The sequence below is a fragment of the Candidatus Nitrosacidococcus sp. I8 genome, assembly GCF_945836005.1.
In the GTDB taxonomy this organism is placed as follows: Bacteria; Pseudomonadota; Gammaproteobacteria; order Nitrosococcales; family Nitrosococcaceae; genus Nitrosacidococcus.
In genome coordinates, this window is sequence record NZ_OX241534.1 from 1,676,205 (window position 1) to 1,701,193 (window position 24,989).

At 36.1% G+C, this 24,989-nt stretch carries 25 protein-coding genes and 1 tRNA gene; 14 read left to right on the plus strand and 12 right to left on the minus strand.

Annotated features, from left to right (window positions below; translation table 11 throughout):
- Positions 1-5 precede the first annotated feature (5 nt).
- Positions 6-1,379: a Trk system potassium transporter TrkA gene (gene trkA, locus OOL07_RS08285; protein WP_264696090.1), complete on the plus strand. Its 1,374-nt coding sequence runs from the start codon at positions 6-8 to the stop codon at positions 1,377-1,379.
- 25 nt (positions 1,380-1,404) lie between these two features.
- On the opposite strand, the gene uvrA is transcribed toward trkA, so the two are convergent.
- Positions 1,405-3,891, minus strand: coding sequence for an excinuclease ABC subunit UvrA (gene uvrA, locus OOL07_RS08290; protein ID WP_264696091.1), 2,487 nt, complete (start codon positions 3,889-3,891; stop codon positions 1,405-1,407).
- A 77-nt stretch (positions 3,892-3,968) separates the two neighbouring features.
- Between uvrA and OOL07_RS08295 the strand changes: the two genes are divergently transcribed.
- The 4 genes from OOL07_RS08295 (at position 3,969) to OOL07_RS08310 (ending at position 6,854) form a co-directional block, all read left to right on the plus strand.
- The gene (locus OOL07_RS08295; protein WP_264696092.1) at positions 3,969-5,372 is read left to right on the plus strand and encodes an MFS transporter; all 1,404 of its coding nucleotides are present in this window, start codon (positions 3,969-3,971) and stop codon (positions 5,370-5,372) included.
- Between the two features lie 36 nt (positions 5,373-5,408).
- The gene (gene ssb / locus OOL07_RS08300) at positions 5,409-5,918 is read left to right on the plus strand and encodes a single-stranded DNA-binding protein (protein WP_264696093.1); all 510 of its coding nucleotides are present in this window, start codon (positions 5,409-5,411) and stop codon (positions 5,916-5,918) included.
- Positions 5,919-6,058: 140 nt separating this feature from the next.
- Entirely contained in the window at positions 6,059-6,490 is a 432-nt protein-coding gene (locus tag OOL07_RS08305; RefSeq protein ID WP_264696094.1) for a nucleotidyltransferase substrate binding protein, read from the plus strand.
- Entirely contained in the window at positions 6,477-6,854 is a 378-nt protein-coding gene (locus OOL07_RS08310) for a nucleotidyltransferase domain-containing protein (RefSeq protein WP_264696095.1), read from the plus strand. The genes OOL07_RS08305 and OOL07_RS08310 overlap by 14 nt, the downstream gene beginning before the upstream one ends.
- A 244-nt stretch (positions 6,855-7,098) precedes the next feature.
- On the opposite strand, the gene OOL07_RS08315 is transcribed toward OOL07_RS08310, so the two are convergent.
- From OOL07_RS08315 to OOL07_RS08330, 4 genes are all read right to left on the minus strand, one after another.
- Positions 7,099-7,557 carry a hypothetical protein gene (locus OOL07_RS08315; protein WP_264696096.1) on the minus strand — a complete coding sequence of 153 codons (459 nt, stop codon included), beginning with the start codon at positions 7,555-7,557 and terminating at the stop codon, positions 7,099-7,101.
- Between the two features lie 39 nt (positions 7,558-7,596).
- Positions 7,597-8,316, minus strand: coding sequence for an RDD family protein (locus OOL07_RS08320; RefSeq protein WP_264696098.1), 720 nt, complete (start codon positions 8,314-8,316; stop codon positions 7,597-7,599).
- Positions 8,317-8,401: 85 nt separating this feature from the next.
- The gene (locus tag OOL07_RS08325; RefSeq protein ID WP_264696099.1) at positions 8,402-9,541 is read right to left on the minus strand and encodes a DNA adenine methylase; all 1,140 of its coding nucleotides are present in this window, start codon (positions 9,539-9,541) and stop codon (positions 8,402-8,404) included.
- Between the two features lie 140 nt (positions 9,542-9,681).
- A complete protein-coding gene (locus OOL07_RS08330; protein ID WP_264696100.1) occupies positions 9,682-10,161 on the minus strand; it encodes a DUF3617 family protein in 480 nt (159 codons plus the stop codon).
- A gap of 108 nt (positions 10,162-10,269) precedes the next feature.
- Here OOL07_RS08330 and OOL07_RS08335 point away from each other — a divergent pair, with 108 nt between their 5' ends.
- Complete coding sequence (locus OOL07_RS08335; RefSeq protein WP_264696101.1) at positions 10,270-11,001, plus strand: hypothetical protein; 732 nt, start codon at positions 10,270-10,272, stop codon at positions 10,999-11,001.
- 3 nt (positions 11,002-11,004) lie between these two features.
- Here the strand turns inward: OOL07_RS08335 and OOL07_RS08340 are convergent, their stop codons facing one another.
- Together OOL07_RS08340 and OOL07_RS08345 are read right to left on the minus strand one after the other, a co-directional pair.
- The gene (locus OOL07_RS08340; protein WP_264696103.1) at positions 11,005-11,454 is read right to left on the minus strand and encodes a glycine zipper family protein; all 450 of its coding nucleotides are present in this window, start codon (positions 11,452-11,454) and stop codon (positions 11,005-11,007) included.
- 45 nt (positions 11,455-11,499) lie between these two features.
- Complete coding sequence (locus OOL07_RS08345) at positions 11,500-12,120, minus strand: hypothetical protein (protein WP_264696104.1); 621 nt, start codon at positions 12,118-12,120, stop codon at positions 11,500-11,502.
- A gap of 155 nt (positions 12,121-12,275) precedes the next feature.
- Between OOL07_RS08345 and OOL07_RS08350 the strand changes: the two genes are divergently transcribed.
- Both OOL07_RS08350 and OOL07_RS08355 read left to right on the plus strand, forming a co-directional pair.
- A complete protein-coding gene (locus OOL07_RS08350; protein WP_264696105.1) occupies positions 12,276-13,592 on the plus strand; it encodes a hemolysin family protein in 1,317 nt (438 codons plus the stop codon).
- An 18-nt stretch (positions 13,593-13,610) separates the two neighbouring features.
- Entirely contained in the window at positions 13,611-14,918 is a 1,308-nt protein-coding gene (locus OOL07_RS08355; RefSeq protein ID WP_264696106.1) for a hemolysin family protein, read from the plus strand.
- A 27-nt stretch (positions 14,919-14,945) separates the two neighbouring features.
- On the opposite strand, the gene OOL07_RS08360 is transcribed toward OOL07_RS08355, so the two are convergent.
- From OOL07_RS08360 to prmC, 3 genes are read right to left on the minus strand one after another with little or no spacing between them, the layout of a single operon-like run.
- Positions 14,946-15,350, minus strand: coding sequence for a M67 family metallopeptidase (locus tag OOL07_RS08360; RefSeq protein ID WP_264696107.1), 405 nt, complete (start codon positions 15,348-15,350; stop codon positions 14,946-14,948).
- Between the two features lie 23 nt (positions 15,351-15,373).
- Positions 15,374-16,117 carry a HesA/MoeB/ThiF family protein gene (locus OOL07_RS08365; protein WP_264696108.1) on the minus strand — a complete coding sequence of 248 codons (744 nt, stop codon included), beginning with the start codon at positions 16,115-16,117 and terminating at the stop codon, positions 15,374-15,376.
- Between the two features lie 51 nt (positions 16,118-16,168).
- Complete coding sequence (prmC, locus tag OOL07_RS08370; protein WP_264696109.1) at positions 16,169-17,035, minus strand: peptide chain release factor N(5)-glutamine methyltransferase; 867 nt, start codon at positions 17,033-17,035, stop codon at positions 16,169-16,171.
- A 152-nt stretch (positions 17,036-17,187) separates the two neighbouring features.
- On the opposite strand from prmC, the gene OOL07_RS08375 reads away from it, so the two are divergent.
- A complete protein-coding gene (locus OOL07_RS08375) occupies positions 17,188-18,159 on the plus strand; it encodes a complex I NDUFA9 subunit family protein (RefSeq protein ID WP_264696110.1) in 972 nt (323 codons plus the stop codon).
- A gap of 12 nt (positions 18,160-18,171) precedes the next feature.
- The gene (locus tag OOL07_RS08380) at positions 18,172-19,374 is read left to right on the plus strand and encodes a multifunctional CCA addition/repair protein (protein WP_264696111.1); all 1,203 of its coding nucleotides are present in this window, start codon (positions 18,172-18,174) and stop codon (positions 19,372-19,374) included.
- On the opposite strand, the gene OOL07_RS08385 is transcribed toward OOL07_RS08380, so the two are convergent.
- Positions 19,361-20,377 carry a GNAT family N-acetyltransferase gene (locus OOL07_RS08385; protein WP_264696112.1) on the minus strand — a complete coding sequence of 339 codons (1,017 nt, stop codon included), beginning with the start codon at positions 20,375-20,377 and terminating at the stop codon, positions 19,361-19,363. The two genes, OOL07_RS08380 and OOL07_RS08385, sit on opposite strands and share 14 nt — an antisense overlap.
- A 520-nt stretch (positions 20,378-20,897) precedes the next feature.
- A tRNA-Ser gene (locus OOL07_RS08390) sits at positions 20,898-20,987 on the minus strand.
- Between the two features lie 131 nt (positions 20,988-21,118).
- Between OOL07_RS08390 and rho the strand changes: the two genes are divergently transcribed.
- The 4 genes from rho (at position 21,119) to hflX (ending at position 24,984) form a co-directional block, all read left to right on the plus strand.
- On the plus strand, positions 21,119-22,375 hold the full coding sequence (gene rho, locus OOL07_RS08395) for a transcription termination factor Rho (RefSeq protein ID WP_264696113.1): 1,257 nt from the start codon (positions 21,119-21,121) through the stop codon (positions 22,373-22,375).
- Between the two features lie 72 nt (positions 22,376-22,447).
- A complete protein-coding gene (miaA, locus tag OOL07_RS08400) occupies positions 22,448-23,344 on the plus strand; it encodes a tRNA (adenosine(37)-N6)-dimethylallyltransferase MiaA (RefSeq protein WP_413774132.1) in 897 nt (298 codons plus the stop codon).
- Positions 23,345-23,539: 195 nt separating this feature from the next.
- Positions 23,540-23,815 (plus strand): RNA chaperone Hfq, encoded by a 276-nt coding sequence (gene hfq / locus OOL07_RS08405; protein WP_264696114.1) that lies wholly within the window; start codon positions 23,540-23,542, stop codon positions 23,813-23,815.
- A 17-nt stretch (positions 23,816-23,832) separates the two neighbouring features.
- Complete coding sequence (gene hflX, locus OOL07_RS08410; RefSeq protein WP_264696115.1) at positions 23,833-24,984, plus strand: ribosome rescue GTPase HflX; 1,152 nt, start codon at positions 23,833-23,835, stop codon at positions 24,982-24,984.
- Positions 24,985-24,989: the final 5 nt, after the last annotated feature.

Below are 24,989 nucleotides of genomic sequence, written 5' to 3' on the forward strand. Positions count from 1 at the left end.
AAATTATGAAAATTATTATTCTTGGTGCGGGCCAAGTCGGTCGATCTGTTGCTACTAATTTAGCTGGCGAATCTAATGATATTACTTTAGTAGATGTGGATGGAAAACAGCTTAAAGATATTGGAGATCGATTAGATATCCGTACTATTGAAGGATCGGGAGCACACCCGGATGTGCTTGCCCGAGCAGGTGGTGAGGAAGCAGATATGCTTATTGCAGTGACTAGAAGCGATGAAGTTAATATTGTGGCTTGCCAAGTAGCTTATAGTCTATTTAGTACTCCTACTAAGGTAGCTAGAATTAGATCCTCGGCTTACATTTCTCATCCTGAGCTTTTCTCAGACAAGCTTTTCCCCATTGATATGTTGATTAGCCCAGAAGAGTTGGTGACTAATTCAATTAAGCGGCTTATCGAAAACCCCGGATCTTTACAGGTTTTAGATTTTGCTGAAGGAAAAGTACAGCTAGTGGCAGTAAAAGCCTACCATGATGGTTTGTTAGTGGGCCATCAATTAAGAGAGCTACCCCAACGTATTCCAGGGGTAAAAACTCGGGTAGCTGCTATTTTTCGAAAAAATAAACCTATTTTCCCTCAAGGCGATACAGTAATTGAAGTGGATGATGAAGTATTCTTTACTGCCCCTCAAGAGGATATTCCTAAAATGATGCGACAACTGCGTAGTCTAGATAAACCTTATAAACGGATTATGCTAGGCGGTGGTGGAAGTGTTGGTCATCGTTTAGCCAAAGTGCTAGAGAGAAACTACCAAGTTAAAGTCATTGAAGCTAATCCATCTCGAGCAAAATATCTCTCTGAATCTTTAAATAAAGGACTTGTGTTAGTAGGAGATATTATTAATGAAGAGCTATTAGTAGATGAAGGAATTGAAGATATCGATGTTTTTTGTGCTTTAACTAATGATGATGCAGTTAATATTCTAGCTGCTATGCTCGCTAAACGGTTAGGTGCTAAAAAAGTAATGTCCTTGATTAATCGGGGTGTTTATGCAGATTTAGTAGAAAGTGGTACCGTAGATATTGCTATTTCTCCCCATCAAGCAACTATTGGTATTTTGCTCGCCCAAATCCGTAGGGGAGATGTAGTAGCTGCCCACTCTTTACGTCATGGAGCAGTAGAAGCTTTTGAAGCGGTTGCCCATGGTGATAAATCTTCTTCTAAAGTAGTGGGTAGAAGTATTGAAGAGATTAAATTACCATCAGGTACTACCATTGGTGCAGTGGTACGTGGTGATGAGGTATTAATTGCTCACCATGATACTGTCATTGAATCTGGTGATCATGTGATTTTATTTTTAGTAGATAAGCGAAGAATTTCTGAAGTAGAACGGTTGTTTCAAGTAGGTTTTGGATTCTTATAACTTTTTCTATAAGAATATCTTGTTTTTAATTTAAAAGCACTTCAGCTAAATAACGACCTGTATAAGAATTTTTATTCTTAGCGATTATTTCAGGAGTGCCTATCCCAATAACTTTTCCTCCTTTACTTCCTCCCTCTGATCCTAAATCAATGATCCAATCAGCTGTTTTAATTACATCTAGGTGGTGTTCGATAATGATAAGAGTATTTCCCCTATCTCGAATCTCCAATAAAATTTTCAGTAACTGGGCAATATCATGAAAGTGTAGCCCAGTAGTGGGTTCATCAAATATATATAAAGTCCGGCTCGTATCCCGCTTTGCTAGTTCTTTAGCTAATTTTATTCGCTGTGCTTCCCCTCCAGAAAGGGTGACACCACTTTGTCCAAGCTTAATATAGCTCAGTCCTAGTTCTATCAAAGTTTGTAATTTTCGAGTAAGTACAGGAATAGCATGAAAAAAATCATGAGCTTCCTCAACCGTCATTTCTAATACTTCGTGGATATTTTTTCCTTTATAGAGAATCTCTAGAGTCTCAGCGTTATATTGGGTTCCTTGGCAAATATCGCAAGGCACATATATATCAGGTAAAAAGTTCATTTCCACCTTGATTAAGCCGTTTCCTTGGCATGGCTCGCATCGCCCTCCTTTCACATTAAAGCTAAAACGATTAGGGTTATAGCCCCGGGATCGAGCTTCATGTGTCTCAGTAAATAAGCACCGAATGGTTGAGAATATATCCGTATAAGTGGCTGGATTAGATCGGGGAGTACGCCCAATAGGAGATTGATCTATATTAATCATTTTATCTATATGGGATACTCCCTCAATACTCTGATAAGGAGCAGGTTTTGTGGTAGCTTGGTATAATTTTTGAGCTATGATAGGAAATAAAGTATCGTTGATTAAGGTTGATTTACCTGATCCAGAAACTCCTGTTACACAAATCATTAATCCTAAAGGAAACTCTACATTGATATTCTGTAAATTATTTCCTGTGGCACCACATATAGAAATAATTCGGTTTGAATTTGGCTTTATTCTCTGGGAAGGTATAGGAATACTTAAAGTCCCGGATAGATATCTTCCTGTTAAAGAATTAGGATTGGCTTTAATCTCAGCTACGGTACCTTGAGCAATAACTTCTCCCCCATGAATGCCTGCTCCTGGTCCCATATCTACAATATAATCAGCCAATTCTATAGTATCTTTATCATGCTCAATGACTACCACCGTATTTCCTAAATCTCGCAAGTAAGTAAGTGCAGCAAGTAATCGCTTATTATCCTGTTGATGTAACCCAATGGAAGGTTCATCTAGAATGTAAATAACTCCAGATAATCTTACTCCTAATTGATTAGCAAGGTGGGTTCTTTGGAATTCCCCTCCAGAGAGGGTATCTGCTCTTCGATCTAAGCTTAGATAGCCTAATCTCATATCAATTAAAAAATTAAGGCGAGTTTGAATTTCTTTAATTATTGTGTTGCTAATAAATTTTTTTTGCCCTGTAAATTTAAGCTGAGAAAAAAATTCATTGATCTGCACTAGAGATAAAGCAGTAAGCATAGGTAAGCTATACTCATCAATAAATACATTTCTTCCTTGCTGGTTTAAGCGTTTCCCTAAGCATTGAAGGCAGATCTCACTTTCTTGTATTAGCCCTAACCCATGGCATTGAGGGCAGATCCCTTTAGGATGATTAAAAGAAAATAAATGAGGGGTGAGCTCTGTTAGAGAATAATCACAAATTAAACAGGAAAACCCAGTAGAAAATATTTTCTCATCTTCTAAAGGGTTATTCATTGCCGCTACACTTACAATTCCTCTGGATAGCTTTAAAGCACTTTCTAAAGATTCAGCCAAGCGTAATTTAATTTCTGGGCGGATTTTAAACCGATCTATTATTACTTCTATGGTTTCTGCTTGAGTGCAATCAAAATCTAATTGTTGATTTAATTCATGTACCTGCTTATCAATTCGAATTCGAATAAATCCTTGCTGGGCTAAATATTCCAGCACTCTTTTGTCACCATTTTTTACCTTATTCGTAATAGGGGCAAGAATCATATAAGCTGCTCCTGTAGGGAGTTTGAGTATTTCCTCAGTTATCTGAAAAATGGTTCTAGCCTGCGGAATAACACCATGATCTGGACAATGTGGTGTTCCTACTCTGGCATAAAGCAGCCGTAAATAATCATAAATTTCAGTGATGGTACCTACGGTAGATCGGGGATTATAACTAGATCCTCTTTGACCAATTGCAATAGTAGGAGATAATCCTTCGATATGTTCTACTTCTGGAGGCACCATCGTGGGCAAAAATTGGCGTGCGTAAGCAGATAAAGATTCCATATATCGACGCTGTCCTTCAGCATACAAGGTATTGAACGCTAAAGATGATTTTCCAGATCCAGAAGGTCCGGTAATTACAATTAATTTATTGCGGGGTAAATCTAAATTAATTCCCTTTAAGTTATGGGTGCGGACTCCTCGAATTGAAATATAATCCGTCATTTCTAATTTATACTTAAAACATCTTGATAAAATATATCGTTATTGCGTATTAATTAACCACATTACCCTGAGGACATATGAGTCAAAGTAAAGAAAAACGCTTCACCCTTGGCATGACCCCTATTGAGCGTCGTGGTCTATTCTCTTTAATCGGTATTTATGCTCTACGGATGTTAGGATTATTTCTTATCCTACCTGTATTTTCTCTCTATGCCCATGATCTTGAAGGCGCCACCCCTTCTTTAATTGGACTAGCACTAGGCGCCTATGGTATCACTCAAGCCTTATTGCAAATTCCCTTTGGCTTATTATCTGACAGAATTGGTCGAAAACCGGTAATTACTGCTGGGCTAATTATATTTGCAATTGGTAGTGCAGTAGCCGCCATGGCAACGACTATTACCGGGGTAATTATTGGTCGTGCGTTGCAAGGAAGTGGTGCGATTGCAGCTGCTATAATGGCATTAGTCGCTGATTTAACTCGGGAAGAACAACGCACTAAAGCCATGGCCATGATCGGACTATCTATTGGTGTGGCATTTGCTTTTGCCCTCGGGGTAGGACCTGTACTCAATCGCTGGATTGGGGTGCCAGGATTATTTTGGATGACAGCGATTTTAGCTATTCTTGCGATTGGGGTGTTAAATTTTGGGGTGCCTAAAGTCACTGCCCCTCGCCATCATTCAGATGTGGAACCTGCTCCTAAACAATTTCTACGGATTTTAAAAGATGGGCAAATTATGCGCCTAGCTCTGGGTATTTTTATGCTCCATGTATTGCTCACTGCCACTTTTGTCGTATTGCCTATCAGTCTGCGAGATGAAAGTGGATTGGCCTCAGCTAGCCATGGCTATGTTTATTTACCAATTCTCATTCTTTCTATCCTAACCATGGTACCTTTCGTTATCTTGGCAGAAAAAAAACGCCGAATGAAAGAAGTATTTGTAGGAGCAGTGATTACCCTTGGTATTGCAGAACTTATTTGGGTATTTTTCCATACTTCTTTAGCTTTAACGATAGTAGCTCTTTGGTTGTTTTTCAGTGCCTTTAATTTATTGGAAGCTACCCTCCCTTCATTAGTATCTAAACGAAGTCCGGCAGGAAGCAAAGGTACCGCTATGGGGGTATACTCTACTTGTCAATTTTTAGGTGCCTTTGTTGGGGGTTGGAGTGGTGGTACTGTATACGGTCAATTTAGCTTTACCGGTGCCTTTGTTTTTGGGGTAATTATTATCCTACTTTGGCTTTATTTTGCCTTTACCATGATTCCACCCAAACATTTAAGAAGTCATATTCTATCTGTAGGTAATCTCACTCCAAGTGAGGTCGATGCTTTAGCAAAACGTCTTTCAGGAATTGCAGGGGTAGATGATGCAGTTGTGGTCCCTGATGAAGGCGTAGCTTATCTGAAAATTGATGACGAACACCTAGATCAAGCAGCCTTAGATAGCGTTCACTTTGCTACCCCACAACCAGCTTAACCTTACGTAAAAAATAACGAAAAAGGAATATACCCTATGGCAAGAGGAATTAACAAAGTCATCTTAATTGGTAATTTAGGTCGAGACCCAGAAGTGCGCTATACCCCAAGTGGAGCAGCTATTGCCAATCTTACTCTAGCAACTTCAGAAGGCTGGAAAGATAAAAATACAGGGGAAACACAAGAGCGTACAGAATGGCATCGGGTGGTTTGTTTTAATCGATTAGGAGAAATTGCTGGTCAATATTTGAAAAAGGGAATGAAAGTCTACATTGAAGGACGGCTTCAAACTCGAAAATGGCAAGGTCAAGATGGGCAGGATAGGTATACCACTGAAATTGTAGCAGGTGAATTACAGATGCTCGATCGGGCTGGTAGTAGCAGTGAATCCTCTCATTATGGAGATAATTATAGCCAATCTAGCCCAACGGATGATTTTTCCCATGGTGGTCCTTGGGGCGATCCTTCAGGATCTGCTTCAGAAAAACACAAAACAAATCCTTTCCCTCATTCTATGGAAGATCCGGACGATGATATTCCTTTTTAAGTGAGATATACAAAATCATCCTGAATTCACTGATCTAAACCATTAAAAAATAAAAAACCCTTTAGGTATGTACTTGGAGGGTTTTTTACCGGTCTATGAAGCAACGATAATTTCTGTCGCCTAATAAAAATCCAAAAACTATGGCATTAAATGTAGATCATTTATTACGTACCGCAGCAACACTAGAACAAGCATTATTGGCAATTGAAAGGTTAGAAAAACAAGATGATGTAATATTTGATTTATATCGTAATGCAGCCATTAAAAGCTTCGAATTATCGCTGGAAACTGCTGGAAAATTATTACGTAAAGCATTAACAGCTTATGGTGCTAGTTCAAGGGAAGTAGATAAACTAGTATTTAATGATGTGTTGCGTCATGCTGGTAAACACGGATTATTAGATATACTAGAAGTTGAACGTTGGCTGACTTACCGAGCCAATCGTAATAATACCGCACATGATTATGGTGAAGGTTTTGCTAATGAAACTTTAAAATTACTACCTCAATATTTACAAGATGTACGTGCATTAGCACCTCATATTCAGAAAGTATTCGATGCCGCTTCTTGAGCTTTCTTATTTACAATTTCCTAAAAAATACCTACAAATCTTGCAAACACTACTCGATCACTATGTACCTCAAGCAGAGGTTTGGGCTTATGGCAGCCGAGTTACTGGTAGTGCTCATGAAGGTAGTGATCTTGATTTAGTATTACGCAATCCAAAAGATCTCACTCAAAATGTAGAAGGCTGGTTAGATCTTAAGGAGGCTTTGCGGGAGAGTACAATACCAATTCTAATTGATATGCACAACTGGGCAAACCTACCACAGGACTTTCATTGCAATATTGAGGCAGCCTATGTAGTGGTGCAGAAAGGGATAAGTATTGATATGAAAGAGAACAATGCGAAGTGGCTAGAAAAAAACAGCTAGTTTAATCTTCAATTTTGCCCATTTTATCTAGAAGTTCTTTGCCCATTTTCTCGAAGAATTCTCTAGCTATTTTTGCATCGTGCCATCTTTTAAAAAAAATAATAAAAATAAAATTTTACCAACTATCAATAAAAATTAAGAACAATCCTTAGAGATCAAAAGTGAAATTACTGGCAATCTCAATGATTACTTCTTTAATCATAATTGTGTACTATATCAATTTTTTAATTGAAATAGGCTAGCTCTAGATACGATGTATGCCTGCATTAGCTTCACAAGCAGGCTTAATTGCTATAAGAATACGATCTCCGAGATTTAAGAGATCGTGAGGCTGGGGCAGTTCTTTATATCCTTTATCACGATACTCAAAATGTTTATTTTTATAATATGGATTTAAAATATCAATCATCAATTTATCTTCGTCTGTTAGATTACAAATATTCTTAATATCATTCCAAACGGATTCACAGAGAGCATATTCTAAATCATGACCTATGTGTTTTAATTTTTTTAATGAATAACCACAAGTAAGTAGATAAGCTTTAAGTGCTACTTCAATTCCGTGTCCTACCAAAAAATACATAGGAGATGAATAAGATAAACTTGAATCTTGGGAAACAACCTTAGCTGCTCTAAACATTCGCTCGGCATCTGTCCAAAGCCCCATTGCTGTTGTTTGCTGTTTATTATCCTTATCTTTCATGACTGATAAATAAAAGACTTGTTAGATACCTCTTAATTATTAGGTATTACCTAATGAACTTAAAGCGATTAAAGTTAGAGTAATAACCACAGCAAGGATGCTTACTATAGTCCTAGTGATATTCCATTGTTTATGGATAACCATAGAATGTACAGAAGTATCCCACAGGGTAGTACCTGATTTTTTAAGACGTTTATAAGCAAAAAAACAAGTGATAATTGCTATGAGTGGAATACCAAAGCCGCAGCCTTGCATCCAAACTAGAAACGATCGTTTTAATGCAGCGGGATACGATAAATTTTTCCCACTACTAGAAGTAACACGTATACCAAATATCCATTTAGCGGGGGTTGTACCTAAGGTTGTTAAAAATGCTGCTTCAATAGGAATCCATAAGATATATAACAAAATGAGAATAACAAGTTCATTTTGGTTATCTATCGTCTTAATGAAGTTATTTAGATTTTGCGGAAAAAAGTGCCCAATAATAAACCCTAAAAAATATGCAATACAGAATAGTATGGGTATCCCTATAATGCAGATAGTTAAGGACTCAACTGCTGTTCTTGCAAAATAGCGCCGCCATGGATGGTAAGATGTTTTATCAATTGCCGTTTCTATATCAGAGCGAAGATCATTAATTTTATTTGTATGTATATCTTGGCTTATTATTAGTGTTTTATTAACAACTTCTGAACCGCATTTTTGGCAAAAATTTGCATTTTCATTTATCTCAATGCCGCACTTTATACAAAACATAAGTACCTTTAAATTTAGTAAAATGGTTTATTTATAATAAATATTATTCTAATATACTCATAACAAATTTTGTCACTTTTTAAACCTAACTGCATTTTTCAATTAAAAAGATAAATTCCTGATTAGATTCTTCTGCTTCTGGTATCCACTCGTTAGACCATCGCATATTTGCCATCACATTTTTTTTGTAGTCTATTTTTAGTGTTTTTATTAAAGTACCATGGCGATTTAGGATAGTATTTAGCTCTTCTGCGGTTGCTTTTCCACCAGAACTATAGGATAAGGCAATATATTTAGCATTAATACCTTGTATCAAATCTTCAATGGCTTTTACCGCAATGAAATTACCTTGATCGTCTTTGCGGAATTCTTCAAAGATGGAACTTGCGGTAGTATCTGAGCTATCTTTTCTTCTTAAAGCTTTACCAAATAACTCAGGCTTATCGTTTTTACAAATGGTAGACCAAATGTGGTAGTAAGCAGCATAACGTACCCTTGAAGGAGGCATTTTTTCATTATTAGAACCATAAGGGGGATCTAAGTAAGCAAAATCTACTTTAATATTCTTAATTGCTTCAGAAATATCTCCTTTTAAAACGATATGATCTTGAACGTTTTTAAATAGCTTTGGTACTTTTAATTTCATTATTTTATAGGAACGAGCAGACCAATCTTTCAAATAAGAAGAAAAGTGCCCTAGAGTGCTATCCACTTCATCCATAGCAAGGATAAGACTGGTGAGTGTTACTGCCCTATCTACTTCTGATAGGTTTAAGCTATCAATTTCATCTCTAATTCCATCGAGCTTTTGGGTGTTATGTACCTGCCAAGGTTTTTTGCTTCCATCTGGTTGTATCGCCTTTTCTGTAAAATCATAGCCTCCATAGTGGTGAGTGAACCAACCATCATAGCCTTTTATAGAATTAAGGTGATTAATTAGTTCTTGGTATTCAGCTGGTTTTTTCTTATTGTTTAAATAACAGATACCAAAAACATAAGACCATTCTGAAATATCGTTACTGATTACTTTAAACCCAGTTTTTGCAAAGGCTTGAGATACACGAGTCGTTCCAGAAAATCCATCAAATATGATTTGAATATCTAATTTGCTTATTAAGGGAAGAATATAAGGAATTAATTTTAGTTTTGAGCCCGCATATTTAATGCCTTGGGTATCTGGTATAGATAAGCTACTTTTAAAAAGCGGTAGGGTTGGATTAAACATTGATATTCTCTTCTTGCTTTAAACTGGCTATATCCTCCTTAATTTTTTCAAGTGCTGCATTTTGTCCTGAAACTCGAGATATGAGTGCGTGAGAGAATAAAACCCTGTGTTATGTAGCATTCTATCGTGATTTTATAGATTTAGGGTGCGTAATAGCAGGTATCTACTATTCTTCCTGCATGATCTGAATCTATTTGTAATGAGAAGAATGTGTTGATTTTTACTTCAGCCTGTATTGTGCCTGAATACTCTTTATCATTTACTGACTTGAACTTTCCATCTCCGGTAATAGCCCCTTTAGGAATGACTCCTTCACAAGCAAATTTAAAAGTGACCGTTTTTTTAGATTTGCTTCGATCAGTGATTTTGCATTGATCTTTTGCTGCAGAAGTCAGTACTTGATGAATGAATGTGTCTGGTTCAAAAGGACCCGGGAGTTGACAAGTTTGAAAGTGTAGGACTTGTGGTTTAAACATAGAAACAGTACTAGTTTTCTGTTTTACACTCACTGTCCAATCAATCAAATTACCATTATTAGATGTTGGCGAATCTGGTGCTGCTGTTCCTATCAGGGGGACAAAAGTACTTAAATAGAATAATAAAGCCTTTTTAAGATGCATAAATAAATTTATCTATTTTAAGGAAGTTATCACGCCAAATAACATTTAGGTTTTTACGATGGTCTGTATAATACCCACCATAGCAATATAGTTTTACTTTAGTACATTATGAAAAATAATACTGAAACTCGTGATTTTCACAATTACATTATCGCAGCATTTACATTTATCTCTATTGCTGCAACGTTATATTTGGATTCTGATTCTACTTTAGAGTTACAAAATCGAATTGGAATGTTTGCTTGGACTTGTTTACTGATTGCACTGTATTGGGAAAGACCGCTGGTTCGTACTCAAGTTTTGGTAGCTGTCGCTTTTGCTACCATAGGAGAGCATTTTGCCTCTGTTTATATGCAAGGGTATATTTATAGATTTCATAATGTGCCGGCTTATGTGCCTCCGGGTCACGGATTTGTTTATTTAACTGCAGTTGCATTTGCCCGTTCAAAGTTTTTTGAACAGCATTTTAATAAAATTAAAATTTTTGTCTTTACTGCAGGAATTGCTTGGTCTATTTGGGGTTTTACCGGAGCATCTCAAAGAGATGCATTAGGTGCTATGTTATTTGTTATTTTTATATTTTCGGTTTACTCCGGTCGATCCCCTAAAGTTTATTTAGGTGCATTTTTTGTAACTACCTGGCTGGAGCTAATCGGTGTATCCTATGGCACTTGGCGTTGGGTAGCCAGTGAGCCAATTTTTCAACTTCCTCAGGGAAATCCACCGAGTGGTGTTGCTGCTTGGTATTGTTTGGTGGATGCGGTGGCTTTAGGAGTTGCCCCTAGGGTGCTTAATTTTTTTAATCAGGTGCAAATTGCATGGCAAAAACGGTGGGAATAAATATTATTCCCATCCCTCTACATCATAGCCCGCTTCTTTTAAGCAACGGTTAACAAAGTTAATGTAGGTAGAGTTGGTGACCTGCCTTGCAGTGCCATTAATAAAATCTTGCATTAATCCATAGGCTGCCCCACTGGCTGCCCCTATTGTAGCTCCTTTTAGTGCATCCCCTATAATCGCTCCCCCGACTACGCCTGAAACTGCTCCCATTCCTGCACTAGCTACAGAGTTTTCTACTGTTTTAACTGCACCGTTTTTCACGGTAGCATTTGCACCTGCAGCTTCTGCCATTTCACGGCATTTTTGAATATCTTGTAAAGATTGTTTTGTCCCTACTTCTTTAAAGTGATCATTGGGATATAAGACAGGTCTTGGTCTTGCACAGCTAGTAATAATTAAAATGCTACTTAGTAAGAGAGAAATATAAGTTGTTTTTGAAAGATTGATAACCATTACCTTTGTATAATTTTATATTGTGATAGGTATTGAATATTAATATTATTTTTTCTGGTTGCTTAATTTTACCTTCGCCATAAATGAGCTTAATACGTCGCTAGCTTGCTTCATCTGCTGTAATAATTCTTCAGTTTTAGGGTTTTGTTTACGCATAGCAGCAATGGTTTCTGTTGAGAGATTATTTGCACTTTGTTGTACTTGTTCATCCTTCATAGCTTCTTGGCTTATTTTTTGAAGATCAATATTTTTCTTTTCATATTCACGAGTAAAATCAATACGCTTCTCTTCTTCTAATTCCGGATTCTGCAAAGCAGCTTGAATAGTTTCGATTCTCGCAAGAATAGGTTGAGGATTATGACCTTGTTTTGTCATAGTCTCTAGCACAAGAGTTTGGTATTGATCCATCTCTTTTTTTAGTTGAGGATTTACCATAATTGCAGTTTCTCGGATCTCGTCAAGTTGCATTTCAACCGCATATACTTTTAACTGTAGTTTTTGATACTCTCTCATTTGCTCGGAGTTAAGCGTGTTGAGCTGATCTAAAGTAGGTGATGGGGGATTAGGGTAATCCTCGCTATGAGCAATAGTAATAAATATACAAAAACTAAAAATAAAGACAAAATTAGTTTTTTTTATACTTTGAAAAAGAAAAGAGAGGGTCATATATATTTTTTATAAATAAATGAGTTTTATATCTTAATTAATCTAGTTACTTATTTTGTAATAAATAAGCGTATAAAATTATATATAGCACATTAATAATTTATGATAAGGTTTTATACCTATATATACTGCAGGAGTAATAAATAAATTATTAGATGAATTTGACTGTTTTTGTCATTTTTTTCTTGCTTATTGCTATTAATGCACTTTATGTTGCAGCTGAATTTGCTATCGTAGGTGTTCGCCGTAGTCAAATTATACATCTTGCAGAAAAAGGAACACAGTTGGCAAAAGAGTTACTGCCTATTGTTAAAAATCCAGAACACCTTGATCGTTATATTGCTGCAAGTCAAGTAGGCATTACCCTCTCTAGTCTTATTCTAGGTGCTTATAGTCAAGCAACTGTAGGTAAGGATTTTGCTAATTTGCTTATAAAATTTAGTATTGATCCATTAGCTGCTCAGTCAGTATCGGCAATTACCATTCTCATTCTTCTGACTGGGTTGCAAGTAGTGCTTGGAGAGTTGTTACCTAAATCCCTTGCATTGCAATATCCTGTGCAGTTTGCACTTTATACTTACATACCTATGCACTGGTCGTTAAAGACTTATGGTGCTTTTATCACACTACTTAATAATAGTGGAGTGATATTACTTCGATTTTTGGGATTTAAGTATTTACGACAACAGCATATCCATTCTTCTAAAGAGATTGATCTGCTGATTACAGAAAGTAGAGAGGCTGGTCTATTTAAACTCCACGAACAACAGAGATTACATCAAGCTCTTTCTTTAAGTCAGAAGACTGCAAGGCAATTAATGATTCCTCGGCGTTTCGTAGCTACTATAGATGAGCAAACTCCCCCGAATCAGCTTTGCCAGCTTGTTACTCAATCTCCATTTTCTAGTCTACCCGTCCATAGTAGTGAATCAGATAATATGATCGGTCTTATCTATATTAAAGATATTACAGCCCACTATATAGCCCATCAGGAATTACCTACAGTTCATAGAGTAATGAAACCAGCTGTCAATGTGCTTGATAAAATTACTGGCGATCGGCTATTGACTATTATGCGCCAACAAAGTGCGCGTAAACTCATTGTGATAGACGAATATGGGGTTATGCAAGGCTTAGTCACTTTGGATGATATCTTGATTACCTTAACTAAAGGAATGAGGAGGAAATCCAAAGAGAAATATTCTCAACCAGAATATCTCTCAGATGGATGGATACGCTTACCTGGTACACTTAGTATAGAGGAGATGATGCTTTGGGTGGGTATTTCTTGGAGTAGTAGCCAAGCAAATACGGTAGCAGGTCATATTATTTCTATTCTAGAGAGAATTCCCAATCCTAGTGAACGTATTATAATTGAAGGAGTTGAAGTTGAAATTGAAGAGCTTGATGGGCCTATTATTCAATCTATTTTAGTTAAAGTATTAGCTCTATCAGAAAAGAAAAAAACATAATTTTATAATTAAATTCATTTGTTTATTTCAATTCTTAGTATCTTATTTCTTATTCTCCTAAATGGGTTTTTTGTAGCTGCTGAATTTGCGATTATCAGTGTGCCACGAGCAGCAATAGAGAACCAGTCTGCAGCAAATAACCCCCATGCCCTACAAATACAAAATATTCTTAAAGATCCCATCCAACAAGATTATTATTTTGCCACTGCCCAATTAGGAATAACCCTAGCAAGTTTAGGGCTAGGCATGTATGGTGAGCATAAAATTGCTCATAGGCTTGCCATGTGGTTTGAGCATTTTGAAGTTTTTTACTGGATAACACCTCATACCGTTGCAAGTATTCTAGCAATCGCTATTCTTACTTATTTTCATATTGTTCTAGGAGAAATTATCCCAAAAACCCTTACTTTAATTAATTCAGAGGCAATTGCTCTTTGGATTATTCGACCAATGAGAACGGCTCAATTTATCTTCTATCCCCTCGTAATTGTACTCAATAGGCTAGGTAATTTAATTTTAAAGAGAATAGGTGTTAATCGGCATCTTGCAAGTAGTCACTACTATACGCCTGAGGAAATACAACTCATTGTAGAGGAGAGTCAGAAAAGTGGCACTATAAACGAAGAAGCAGGACAGATGGTGCATGAATTACTTGAACTTGGTGAATTTACTGCCGAAGAGGTTATGACCCCTCGGGTACATATTACTGGAATTTCTCTTGATGCTACTGTAGAGGAATTAGCAACTATTGTTTATCAATCTCAACATACTCGCTATCCGGTATATGAGGAAACCTTAGATCAAATTCTTGGCTTTATTCATATTAAAGATATACTTCATTTATTATGCACCCATACTATTATCGAACAGCAAAATATTCATCCTTTATCCTTTATTCCAGAGACAGCTACTGTAGATAGTATTTTAGCTGCTATGCGTCGTGCTCATACCCATATGGTAGTGATCATTGATGAATACGGGGGTACTTCAGGGCTTGTAACCATTGAGGATCTTTGTGAAGAAATTGTAGGAGATATTGAGAAAGAAGAAGATGAAGCTATTCCTTTCCCAGATTCTCAAGATAGTTTACTTATCCCTGGTATTTGGCGACTTGATAAAGTAAGTGAAGCCTTAGGGTTAGATGATGAAGCACTTGATCATGAAGAGGTAGATACTTTAGGTGGGCTTGTACTTCATTTATTGGGCCGTGAACCTATTATCAATGATACCGTAATTTATAGAGGCATCCACATTAAAGTAAGTGCATTAGAAGGTCGTGGAGTAAAATGGTGTGTACTTACCCCAACACAAAACGATAAGAGTTAAACTACCTCTTTAGATAAAAAGTCTTTCTTATAACTCTAATTCTAATTCTCTATAAGCTCCCTGTTGGAATTTAAAGCATCGCATTTCAAGTACACCTTTAATATTCAAAGAAATAATAAAATAAAGTACTTTAGAATAAGCTGTCTGAATAGTATCACTTTTTGATGGTAGCGGTGGAGAATGTGGATGAGAGTGATAAATACCAAATAAGGACTCGCCTTGCTCCCGGATCTGTTTCATAGCTCTAATCTGAATTTCTGGATTTAACAAAAATTGGGTATCAGGATGGGAAGCGATATTCTCAACTTGGTAACATCGAGTAGGTATACCATCTGCAGCACTAATTAATCCGCAGATCTCTTGTTGGGAACTGGCTTGTGCTTGAGCTAATAGCTGATTAACAATAGTTCTAGGAATTGTAATTCTTTCCATAAAATATAAACGATTAAATGAGCTTAACTACATACAGAACATTCTAGATCTTTAGGAATAGACATCTCTTGCCAGCTCATATTCATTGCATCAATGAGAAGTAGTCGATTATATTGTTTTTTTCCTAAATTAAGTAGTAACCTAAGCGTTTCTGCTGCTTGAATACTACCAATAATACCTAGCAAAGGACTAAATACGCCACTTTGAGCACAGGTTTCTTCTTCCTCTTGAGCAATTTCATTATATAAACAATGATAGCAAGCACTATCTTGCTGACGGCTATCAAAAATCGCTACTTGTCCTTGGGTACGGATAGCTGATCCAGATATAAATGGTTTGCCTAGGCGTACACAGGAAACATTTAAATCGAATCGGGTTGCAAAATTATCGCTTCCATCAATAACAATATCTACCTGCTCAACAATTTTTTCATGCTCTTTACTTGTAAAATAAGCCGGAATTATTTCTATCTGTATCTCAGGATTGAGTGCTAGCATGCGATTTTTTGCTGAATCTACCTTATTTGTTCCAACAGTTTGGGTGCTATGAATAATTTGTCGCTGTAAATTAGAAAGCTCCACTTGGTCCGAATCAACTAAAATAATTTTTCCAACCCCAGATCCAGCAAGATATAAAGCAATGGGCGATCCTAAACCACCTACGCCTACCAATAGGGCTTTTGATTTCAAAAGTTTTTCTTGACCTTTAATATCAATTTGAGGCAGTAAAATATGCCGGCTATAGCGAAGTAACTGCTGATCATTCATATTTTTCTAAGTGTATCTTAATATCTTCATAGGATAGTCACCTCGGGTGTTTTATGGATACCACTGACCAATAATAACTCTAGGTTGTCCTGCTAAATCTTGGAAATCTATTACTTGCTGATAACCTAAATTTGTAAAAAATTTCACTAACTCTATGCCTTGATTATAGCCATGCTCAATCAGCAACCACCCTTCTGGGGCAAGATATTCTCTAGCTTTTTCTGCTATATGGTAAATTGTTTGTAGTCCTTTATTATCTGCCACTAAAGCTTGGCGAGGTTCATACCACAATCCATCTAGAGTAAGATGAGGGTCTTCTTTATCAATATAAGGGGGATTACTAACAATTACTTCAAATATTTCTCCCTGAATAGGATTGAACCAATCTCCTTGCCTAAAAGTAATATTGCTTAATTTTAAGTTTTCTTTATTTATTTGCGCTATTTCTAGTGCTGGCATCGAAATATCTGTAGCAATAATTTGTGCTTGTGGGCACTCACTAGCAATTGCTAAAGCAATTGCTCCACTTCCTGTGCCTAAATCAGCAATTTTTAATGATCTGTTAGAAATTTTTTCTAGTGCAAAGCTTACTAAAAGTTCTGTTTCTGGACGTGGGATGAGGGTAGCTCGGTTTACTTTCAAAGTGAAAGACCAGAACCCTTGCTCTTCTAGGATATAAGCTAGAGGTTCATGGGATAAACGTCGCTGTATTACCTGTAATAGAAGTTTTTGCTGTGTTGACGTAAGTAATTGATTAGGATAAGTGTAGAGATAGCTACGATTTTTCTGTAATACCCAGCTAATTAATCTTTCAGCTTCCAAATGACCGCATTCTAACTGGGTAAAATATTTTTTAGTTTCAGCAATGGCTATAGAGATGGAAAGATGAGATACAGTCAATAAATTTTTTTGATCCAATATTTTTTATTTTCCCAGATGCTGCAGTTAAGTTAATAACAAACTTAAGATTCGTTATACTTAGTAAAAATTTCAAAAAATTCCTTAAAAATAGTATTTTACTATTTATACTGAAAAACATTCGTAAAATAGCTTGGAGAATAATTACTTAAATGAATAATAATACTATCTGTATAGTAGGGGGTACAGGGTTTGTCGGTCAGCACCTCACTTCTTATTTGGTAGAACAGGGCTATAAAGTGCGTATTTTAACTCGGCACTCGCAACGCCATCGGAATATGCTCCTACTATCTGGTGTACAACTTAGAAAAGTGGATGTATATGATACCTCAGCACTAAGTAATCAATTTTATGATTGCCACACTGTGATTAACCTCGCAGGTATTTTAAACGATGGTCTACAATCAGGTTATGGATATAATCATGTGCATGTCACTTTACCAGAAAAAATTGGTCAAGCATGCCTTGAATCTGGGATTAAACGCTTATTGCATATGAGTACCCTGAATGCAGATAGTGATAAAGGAGAAAGTTATTATTTGCGGAGTAAGGGTGAAGGAGAAACTCAACTTCAACATTTAGCAAGGCAAGGACTACAGGTAGCTATTTTTCGCCCTTCTGTTATTTTTGGTCCTGGCGATCATTTTTTTAATCAGCTTGCTACCCTGTTAACCTATATTCCTTTTGTTTTTCCTCTAGCTTGTGCTAATGCTACTTTTTCTCCTATTTATATCGGAGATATAGTACGAGCTATTTATTTTGTACTTACAGAAAAGCCTGAACTAGATTCGCCCTATGAATTATGTGGTCCTAATACTTATACCTTACAGCAACTTGTAGCGTATACTGCTCAAACTATAGGTGTAAAAAGAAAAATTATTCCTCTTTCTGATAAGTGGAGCTTAAAGCAAGCAGCGATTTTAGAGCGATTTCCTAAAAAACTCTTTTCTAAAGATAATTACGCTACACTACAAGTACCTAGCATTTGTCATCAAAATAGGCTAGCTGAATTAGAAATTACTCCTACTCCGGTTGAAGCAATAGTACCTAAGTATTTAGCACGCCAAGATCAAAGAGAGAATTATTTTAGATTTCGCCAGCAAGCACAGCGTAGTCAGTCATAATTAAATAAATTTTTGAAAATTTATCTGGTAGGTGGTGCAGTACGGGATAAGTTACTTGGGTATCCTATAAAGGAGCGTGATTACGTAATTGTAGGTGCTACTCCTGAGAAGCTTACAGCTCAAGGATTTATTCCTGTAGGAAAAGATTTTCCCGTATTTCTCCACCCAGAGACTAAAGAGGAATACGCATTAGCGCGTACTGAGCGTAAAACAAAACCTGGCTATAAAGGATTTCAGGTTTATGCTTCTCCTGAAATCACTTTAGAAGAAGATTTACAACGCCGTGATTTAACCATTAATGCTATTGCTCAAGATGAAAATGGCACATTAATTGATCCTTTCGGTGGACAAAGAGATTTAAAAAATAGAATATTACGCCATACATCTCTAGCGTTTATTGAAGATCCGGTACGGATTTTGCGTGTTGCACGATTTGCTGCTCGATTTAATTTTGCTGTTGCTTCCGAAACTTTAGATCTCATGAGACAAATGGTAACCAATGGGGAAGTTGATCATTTAATCTCTGAGCGGGTTTGGAAAGAACTTGAACGTGCTCTGCAAGAGAAATACCCTCAAAACTTTTTTAAAATTTTAAGATCATGTGATGCTCTAGCAAAAATATTTCCAGAAATTGAATCTTTATTCAATATCTCTATTAAGAGGAATACAAGTGCAGAGAGTAATATGGGAGAATATATTTTATCCCTTTTAAAAGCTGCTGCTATTTTAGACTTCGATACTCAAATCCAATTTGCACTTTTAACCCATATTTTTGGCAAAAATAATTTATATAGTAGATCATCTACTGATCAAGATAAGTTACTTATTTCTGCCTTGTGTAATCGATTACGAATCCCAAATATCTATCAAGAATTCTCAGTTTTAGTTGCTCGTTATTATCCCCAACTCAACCAACCTCACCATCTATCTGCTAAAGAGCTTCTCATCTTGCTACAAGATTTGGATGCCTTTCGCCGCTCAGATCGGTTTGAGAAGTTTCTATTGGTTTGTAACTTTATATATGAAAAGCAAAGAAATAATTATTGCCGTCATACACAAATATTAAAATCTGCTTATCAGGCAACGGCAAAAGTAAATATACAACAAATTATAGCCGATGGTTTTAAAGGAAAAGCAATTGGGGAGCAATTATACTGTCAGCGTATTAATGCTATTAACCAACTAGAATTACAAGATATTACTAATCAGGTGTGATAGATTTTTGCCGAATCCATTGTTTAATTTTTTGTTTCACTCCTATTTTCTCTAGTGTATCTCCAATTAATCTGGATAGATCATCGATCAATTGGTGAGTAGAGAATAATAATTGATTTATAAGCGTTTTTTTCATAATCCAAAGATTAGCACAGTCTATTTGATGGGTTGCAAATCGGGCTTTTTGCCCTGTTGATTTATCGCCTCCCCCTTCAGTAAAATCAAACCACTGATAATGACCTTGCTCTTGAAGGTGTAATAGCACAAGCCATAGTAATATGGTGCCAGGAGAGAGATGATTCAGTGGATGATCATTAATATATCCCAGATTCTGATATAGAACTACCCCATCAACAATGGGACAATAAAGATAAGCAAGTGGATTATTTTTGTCATCAAAAATAATATAACCAAGGACAGTACCTTGTGTACTATCTTTTAGCATGGCGTCATAAAATTGTTTATCCTCAGGGAGCCCGGAATCAAATAAATTTTCTTGATAAGTCTTTTTAGAAATAATTCGTGCAATAGGATAGAACTCGATTAATTCTGCTGTAGTACGATACTCACGCCAATTTATTTTGCCTCCACAAACATCGGCAAATTTCCGTTCTTTGCGCCGGAGTGTGGAACGAGTTTTATTTGAGAAATGATTTATGTACTTATCTGTACCGAGCTTTAAATCTACAAAACAACGCTGATAGGTATCTGCAGTATATATAAGATAGTCTGAAATGTTAGTTAGCTTAGTTGGTATTTGCTGAACAGGTAAAGATCGAAACAAAGATGGACGACCGCCATCACTTTTAACTAGTGTAATAACTTCATTGAGGGTAAACCCGTTTTTATGAAGAATAATCCAAGATGAATGATAATGATAAGCCCATAATAAAAGCTTTTTACGATAAAGAATTAAATCTCCTAAACGAAATGAAAGTAAAACTTCCTTTTCACTTCTAGATAAATGCTGCAGATCAGAGCTATTTATTTCTTTAGAATTCATTTTCTGCTTATTACATTAGTAATATAACCAAAGAATAATAAAATAGATAGTTAGATATTACTTATTTACAAAACTATCTATATAGCTATAATAGCTAGTGTTGTCAAAGGGTAGAATTTATCAATTCATTAAGGGTTCTACAGGTTTATCAGGGTTTGTAACCACATAAATTTATTTAATAGCTAACCCTACATCCAAGTAGAAGTAATTAATTTTACTACCTGCACAGTATCTCTAGTTTTCTGTTTAAGACAGTACACGCTAAGTTAATGCTAAAAATTAACTTTAATCTGCTAATTAGCATAGCTACTTGATTAAAAATGAATTCCTATAAATCATCCTACCTATACTCATGCTAAGTATAATAAATCCCCTTAGGATTTCATAGGATCTGCTATATATGGCTTCTAAAATATCTATCAATTAAAAGATATATTATTTTTACATTTTTATTATTTAATAATAAACTATAACTATATTGGGAATTTGAGATGGTACTAGTAAATCTTAGTAACTTGTATGGCGGAGAGGGAGGGGTTCGAACCCTCGATACGTGTTAGCGTATACACACTTTCCAGGCGTGCGCCTTCGACCGCTCGGCCACCTCTCCTAATACGATAATCATACTCAAACCCTGAAGCATAACCTAGAATTGCCAATGGTGCAATTTATTATTTACATATTTGTCGTTTACTTATTCATATTTTCTTAAACAATTTTTAAAAATATAAATAACTCTCCATGAATCTAACTGATCTTAAAACAAAAAGTACCCCTGAAATTTTAGGAATTGCCCAATCTATGGGGTTAGAGGGTATGTCTAGGTTACGCCGTCAGGATCTTATCTTTGCTCTGCTTAAAGCCCATGCTAAAAATGGAGATGATATTTACGGCAGTGGTGTGTTAGAGCTTCTTCAAGATGGGTTTGGATTTTTACGTTCATCAAGTTCTTCCTATCTTGCAGGACCTGATGATATTTATGTTTCACCAAGCCAAATTAGACGATTTGGACTCCGTACTGGTCATACTATTGAGGGGAAAATACGTCCTCCTAAAGAAGGGGAGCGTTATTTTGCTTTACTTAAAATCAATGACATTGACTTTGCTCCACCAGAACAATCTCAAGATAAAATCTTATTTGAGAATCTAACCCCTCTCTTTGCTAATGAGCGATTAATACTAGAAAGGGGTAATGGTAGCACAGAAGATCTTACTCCTAGAGTAATTGATTTAATTGCACCTATTGGTAAGGGACAACGGGGATTGATTGTTTCGGCACCTAAATCTGGTAAAACAGTCATGCTACAAAACATTGCTCAATCTATTGCAGCAAACCATCCAGAGTGTTACATCATTATCCTACTTATCGATGAACGCCCAGAAGAAGTTACTGAAATGATGCGTTCTGTGAAAGGTGAAGTAATTTCCAGTACCTTCGACGAGCCAGCAAGCCGTCATGTGCAAGTCTCTGAAATGGTTATTGAAAAGGCAAAACGCCTTGTGGAGCATAAGCGAGACGTAGTCATTCTTTTAGATTCTATTACCCGATTAGCTCGTGCTTACAACACAGTAGCTCCATCCTCTGGGAAAGTGCTTACAGGTGGAGTAGATGCCAATGCGTTGCAAAGGCCTAAACGATTTTTCGGGGCTGCACGTAATTTAGAAGAAGGAGGAAGTTTAACTATCATTGCAACCGCACTTATTGATACTGGATCACGTATGGATGATGTAATCTATGAAGAATTTAAAGGCACAGGCAATATGGAAATTCATCTTGAAAGAAAGTTAGCAGAAAGAAGAGTTTATCCTGCAATTAATATTAGTCGATCAGGTACTCGCCGAGAAGAATTACTTACTACACCAGATAATTTACAAAAAACGTGGATCCTGCATAAATTACTTGCTCCCATGGATGAAGCTGAAGCTATGGAATTCTTACTAAGTAAATTAAAAGAAACTAAGACAAATGCGTCATTTTTTGATTCAATGAAGCGTTAAAGTCGATTTTTGAATTTCTATAATCCTAAAATTTCATCTATTGTGCCCCATCTCCCTCCTGCCATATTTCTTATGGGGCCTACTGCGTCAGGAAAAACAGATCTTGCTTTAGCACTTTGTGAGTATTTACCTTGTGAAATTATTAGTGTTGATTCAGCACAGGTTTACCGAGGAATGGATATTGGTACTGCAAAACCCAGTATAGAAATACGTCAAATTTGCCCCCATCATCTCATTGATATTCTCGATCCTGCCCAATCTTATTCGGCTGGGCAATTTTACGAGGATACTCGTTATTTAATGAGCACAATCGCTAAACGTAATCATATCCCTTTATTAGTAGGTGGAACCATGCTGTATTTCCATACTTTAAGAAATGGAATTTCTTTTCTACCAGCTAGAGATTTAGCTATTAGAGCTAAAATCGAAAAAGAGGCAGAAATAATAGGATGGAAAGTGCTGCACGATCGCTTAACAACTCTTGACCCCCTATCTGCTAATCATATTAATCCTAATGATCCGCAAAGAATCCAAAGAGCTCTAGAAGTCTATCAGCTAACAGGAAAGCCTTTAAGTTCATTAATTAACTCTACCTACCCTAGCCTGCCATACAATATAATTAGAGTTTCAGTTTTACCAAAAGAGAGAATTCTACTTCATCATCGTATTGAACAGCGATTTTTAGCTATGCTAGAGAAAGGATTTTTAGAAGAAGTAAAAAATTTATTTCAACGCTCTGATTTAAATATCAAGTTAGCATCTATACGTGCAGTAGGTTACCGTCAAGCTTGGCTCTATCTACAAAATAAACTCTCCCTTTCTGCTATGATCGATCAGGCAATTATTGCTACTCGACAAATGGCAAAACGCCAACTAACTTGGCTTAGACGGGAAAAAGATAGCTTACAGATTTTATCTGAAGAAGCTAGTGCAAAAGAACTGTATCAAAAAATAAATAAGTATTTGTAATACACATATACTATAATTTAGGTATAGTATATTAAGGTTACAGGCCTATATTTTAGGTACTGTAAATAGAGATGTTTATATAATTAACGAGTTGGTAAAAGTATAGTTCTTTACCAAGAACTAGAAGGCTGTTAATAGGTCTTAATCTCTATCTATCGTTAAAAACAAAAAATTTATAGGGAGAAAGAAAGACTCATGTCGCGCTGGCAATCACTACAAGATCCTTTTCTTAATATTTTACGTAAGGAGAGAGTTTCTGTATCTATTTATCTAGTCAATGGTATTAAGCTACAGGGACAAGTTGAATCTTTTGATCAGTTTGTTATTTTATTAAAAAATACAGTAAGCCAAATGGTATATAAGCACGCTATATCAACGATTGTTCCTGCACGTAATGTTAAATTACCTGCTAGTGAGCTAGGTAATATTGATCAAAACACTGAAAAATCACTACCTAATGATGATGAATAGTAAATTAATGTAATAGTGTGGAGTACACTAATAATCAGCCCTATTCTTATAGGGCTATTTTAGTAGAGGTTCTTTTTCATAGAACAACAGACGATCAGGAAGGGGTAGAATTTATATCACTTGTCCGCTCTGCGGATATACAGGTATTAGAGATACTAGTCTGTAAGAAGGTAACACCTCATCCAAAGTATTTTATTGGCAGCGGAAAACTAGATGAAATCCATCATAAAACTCGCACCCAAGAAGCCAACTTAATTATCTTTAATCAAAATTTAACGCCAAGCCAAGAGCGTAATTTAGCAAAATTTTTGCAATGTGAGGTTTTAGATCGAACTGAGCTTATTCTGCATATTTTTGCTCAAAGGGCACGATCTTACGAAGGAAAACTGCAAGTAGAACTTGCTCAATTACAACATTTATCTACCCGATTAGTACGAGGATGGACACATTTAGAGCGACAGAAGGGTGGTATTGGGCTACGAGGACCTGGAGAAACTCAATTAGAGACAGATCGTCGCTTAGTTGGTAATCGAATTAAGCAATTACGTAAACGTTTAGAGCAAGTACGCAAACAGCGTAATCAAAGTAGATATGCACGGCATAAAGCAAAAGTTGCTACTATTTCTCTAGTAGGATATACAAATGCAGGTAAATCTACCTTATTTAATTGCCTAACTAAATCGCAGGTTTTTGCAGATAATAAATTGTTTGCAACCTTGGATCCTACTTTAAGAAAACTTCATCTAGAAGCTAATCACTCTTTAGTATTAGCAGATACTGTTGGATTTATCCGTGATTTACCCCATAGCCTTATTGATGCTTTCTATGCCACTTTAGAGGAAATTAAAGAATCTACACTTTTACTTCATATTGTCGATTGTTCCTCTGAAGATAGAAAGGATTTAGTAAATCAAGTCAATAAAGTACTCTCTGAAATTGGTGCAGACGATATACCTTGTATTGAAGTCTATAATAAGATCGATCAAATTTCTGATATAAAACCAAAAATAGAAAGAAATGAGGCAGGAAATATTAATAAAGTATGGCTTTCTGCTTTTCAAGATAAGAGTTTAGCCCTACTAAAGCAAGCTCTAATAGAGTTTTTTAAAGTAGGTAAAAGTATAGAAAATAGTAATATGGATTTGCCAGTTAGAACTATATCCTTGTAAAATGA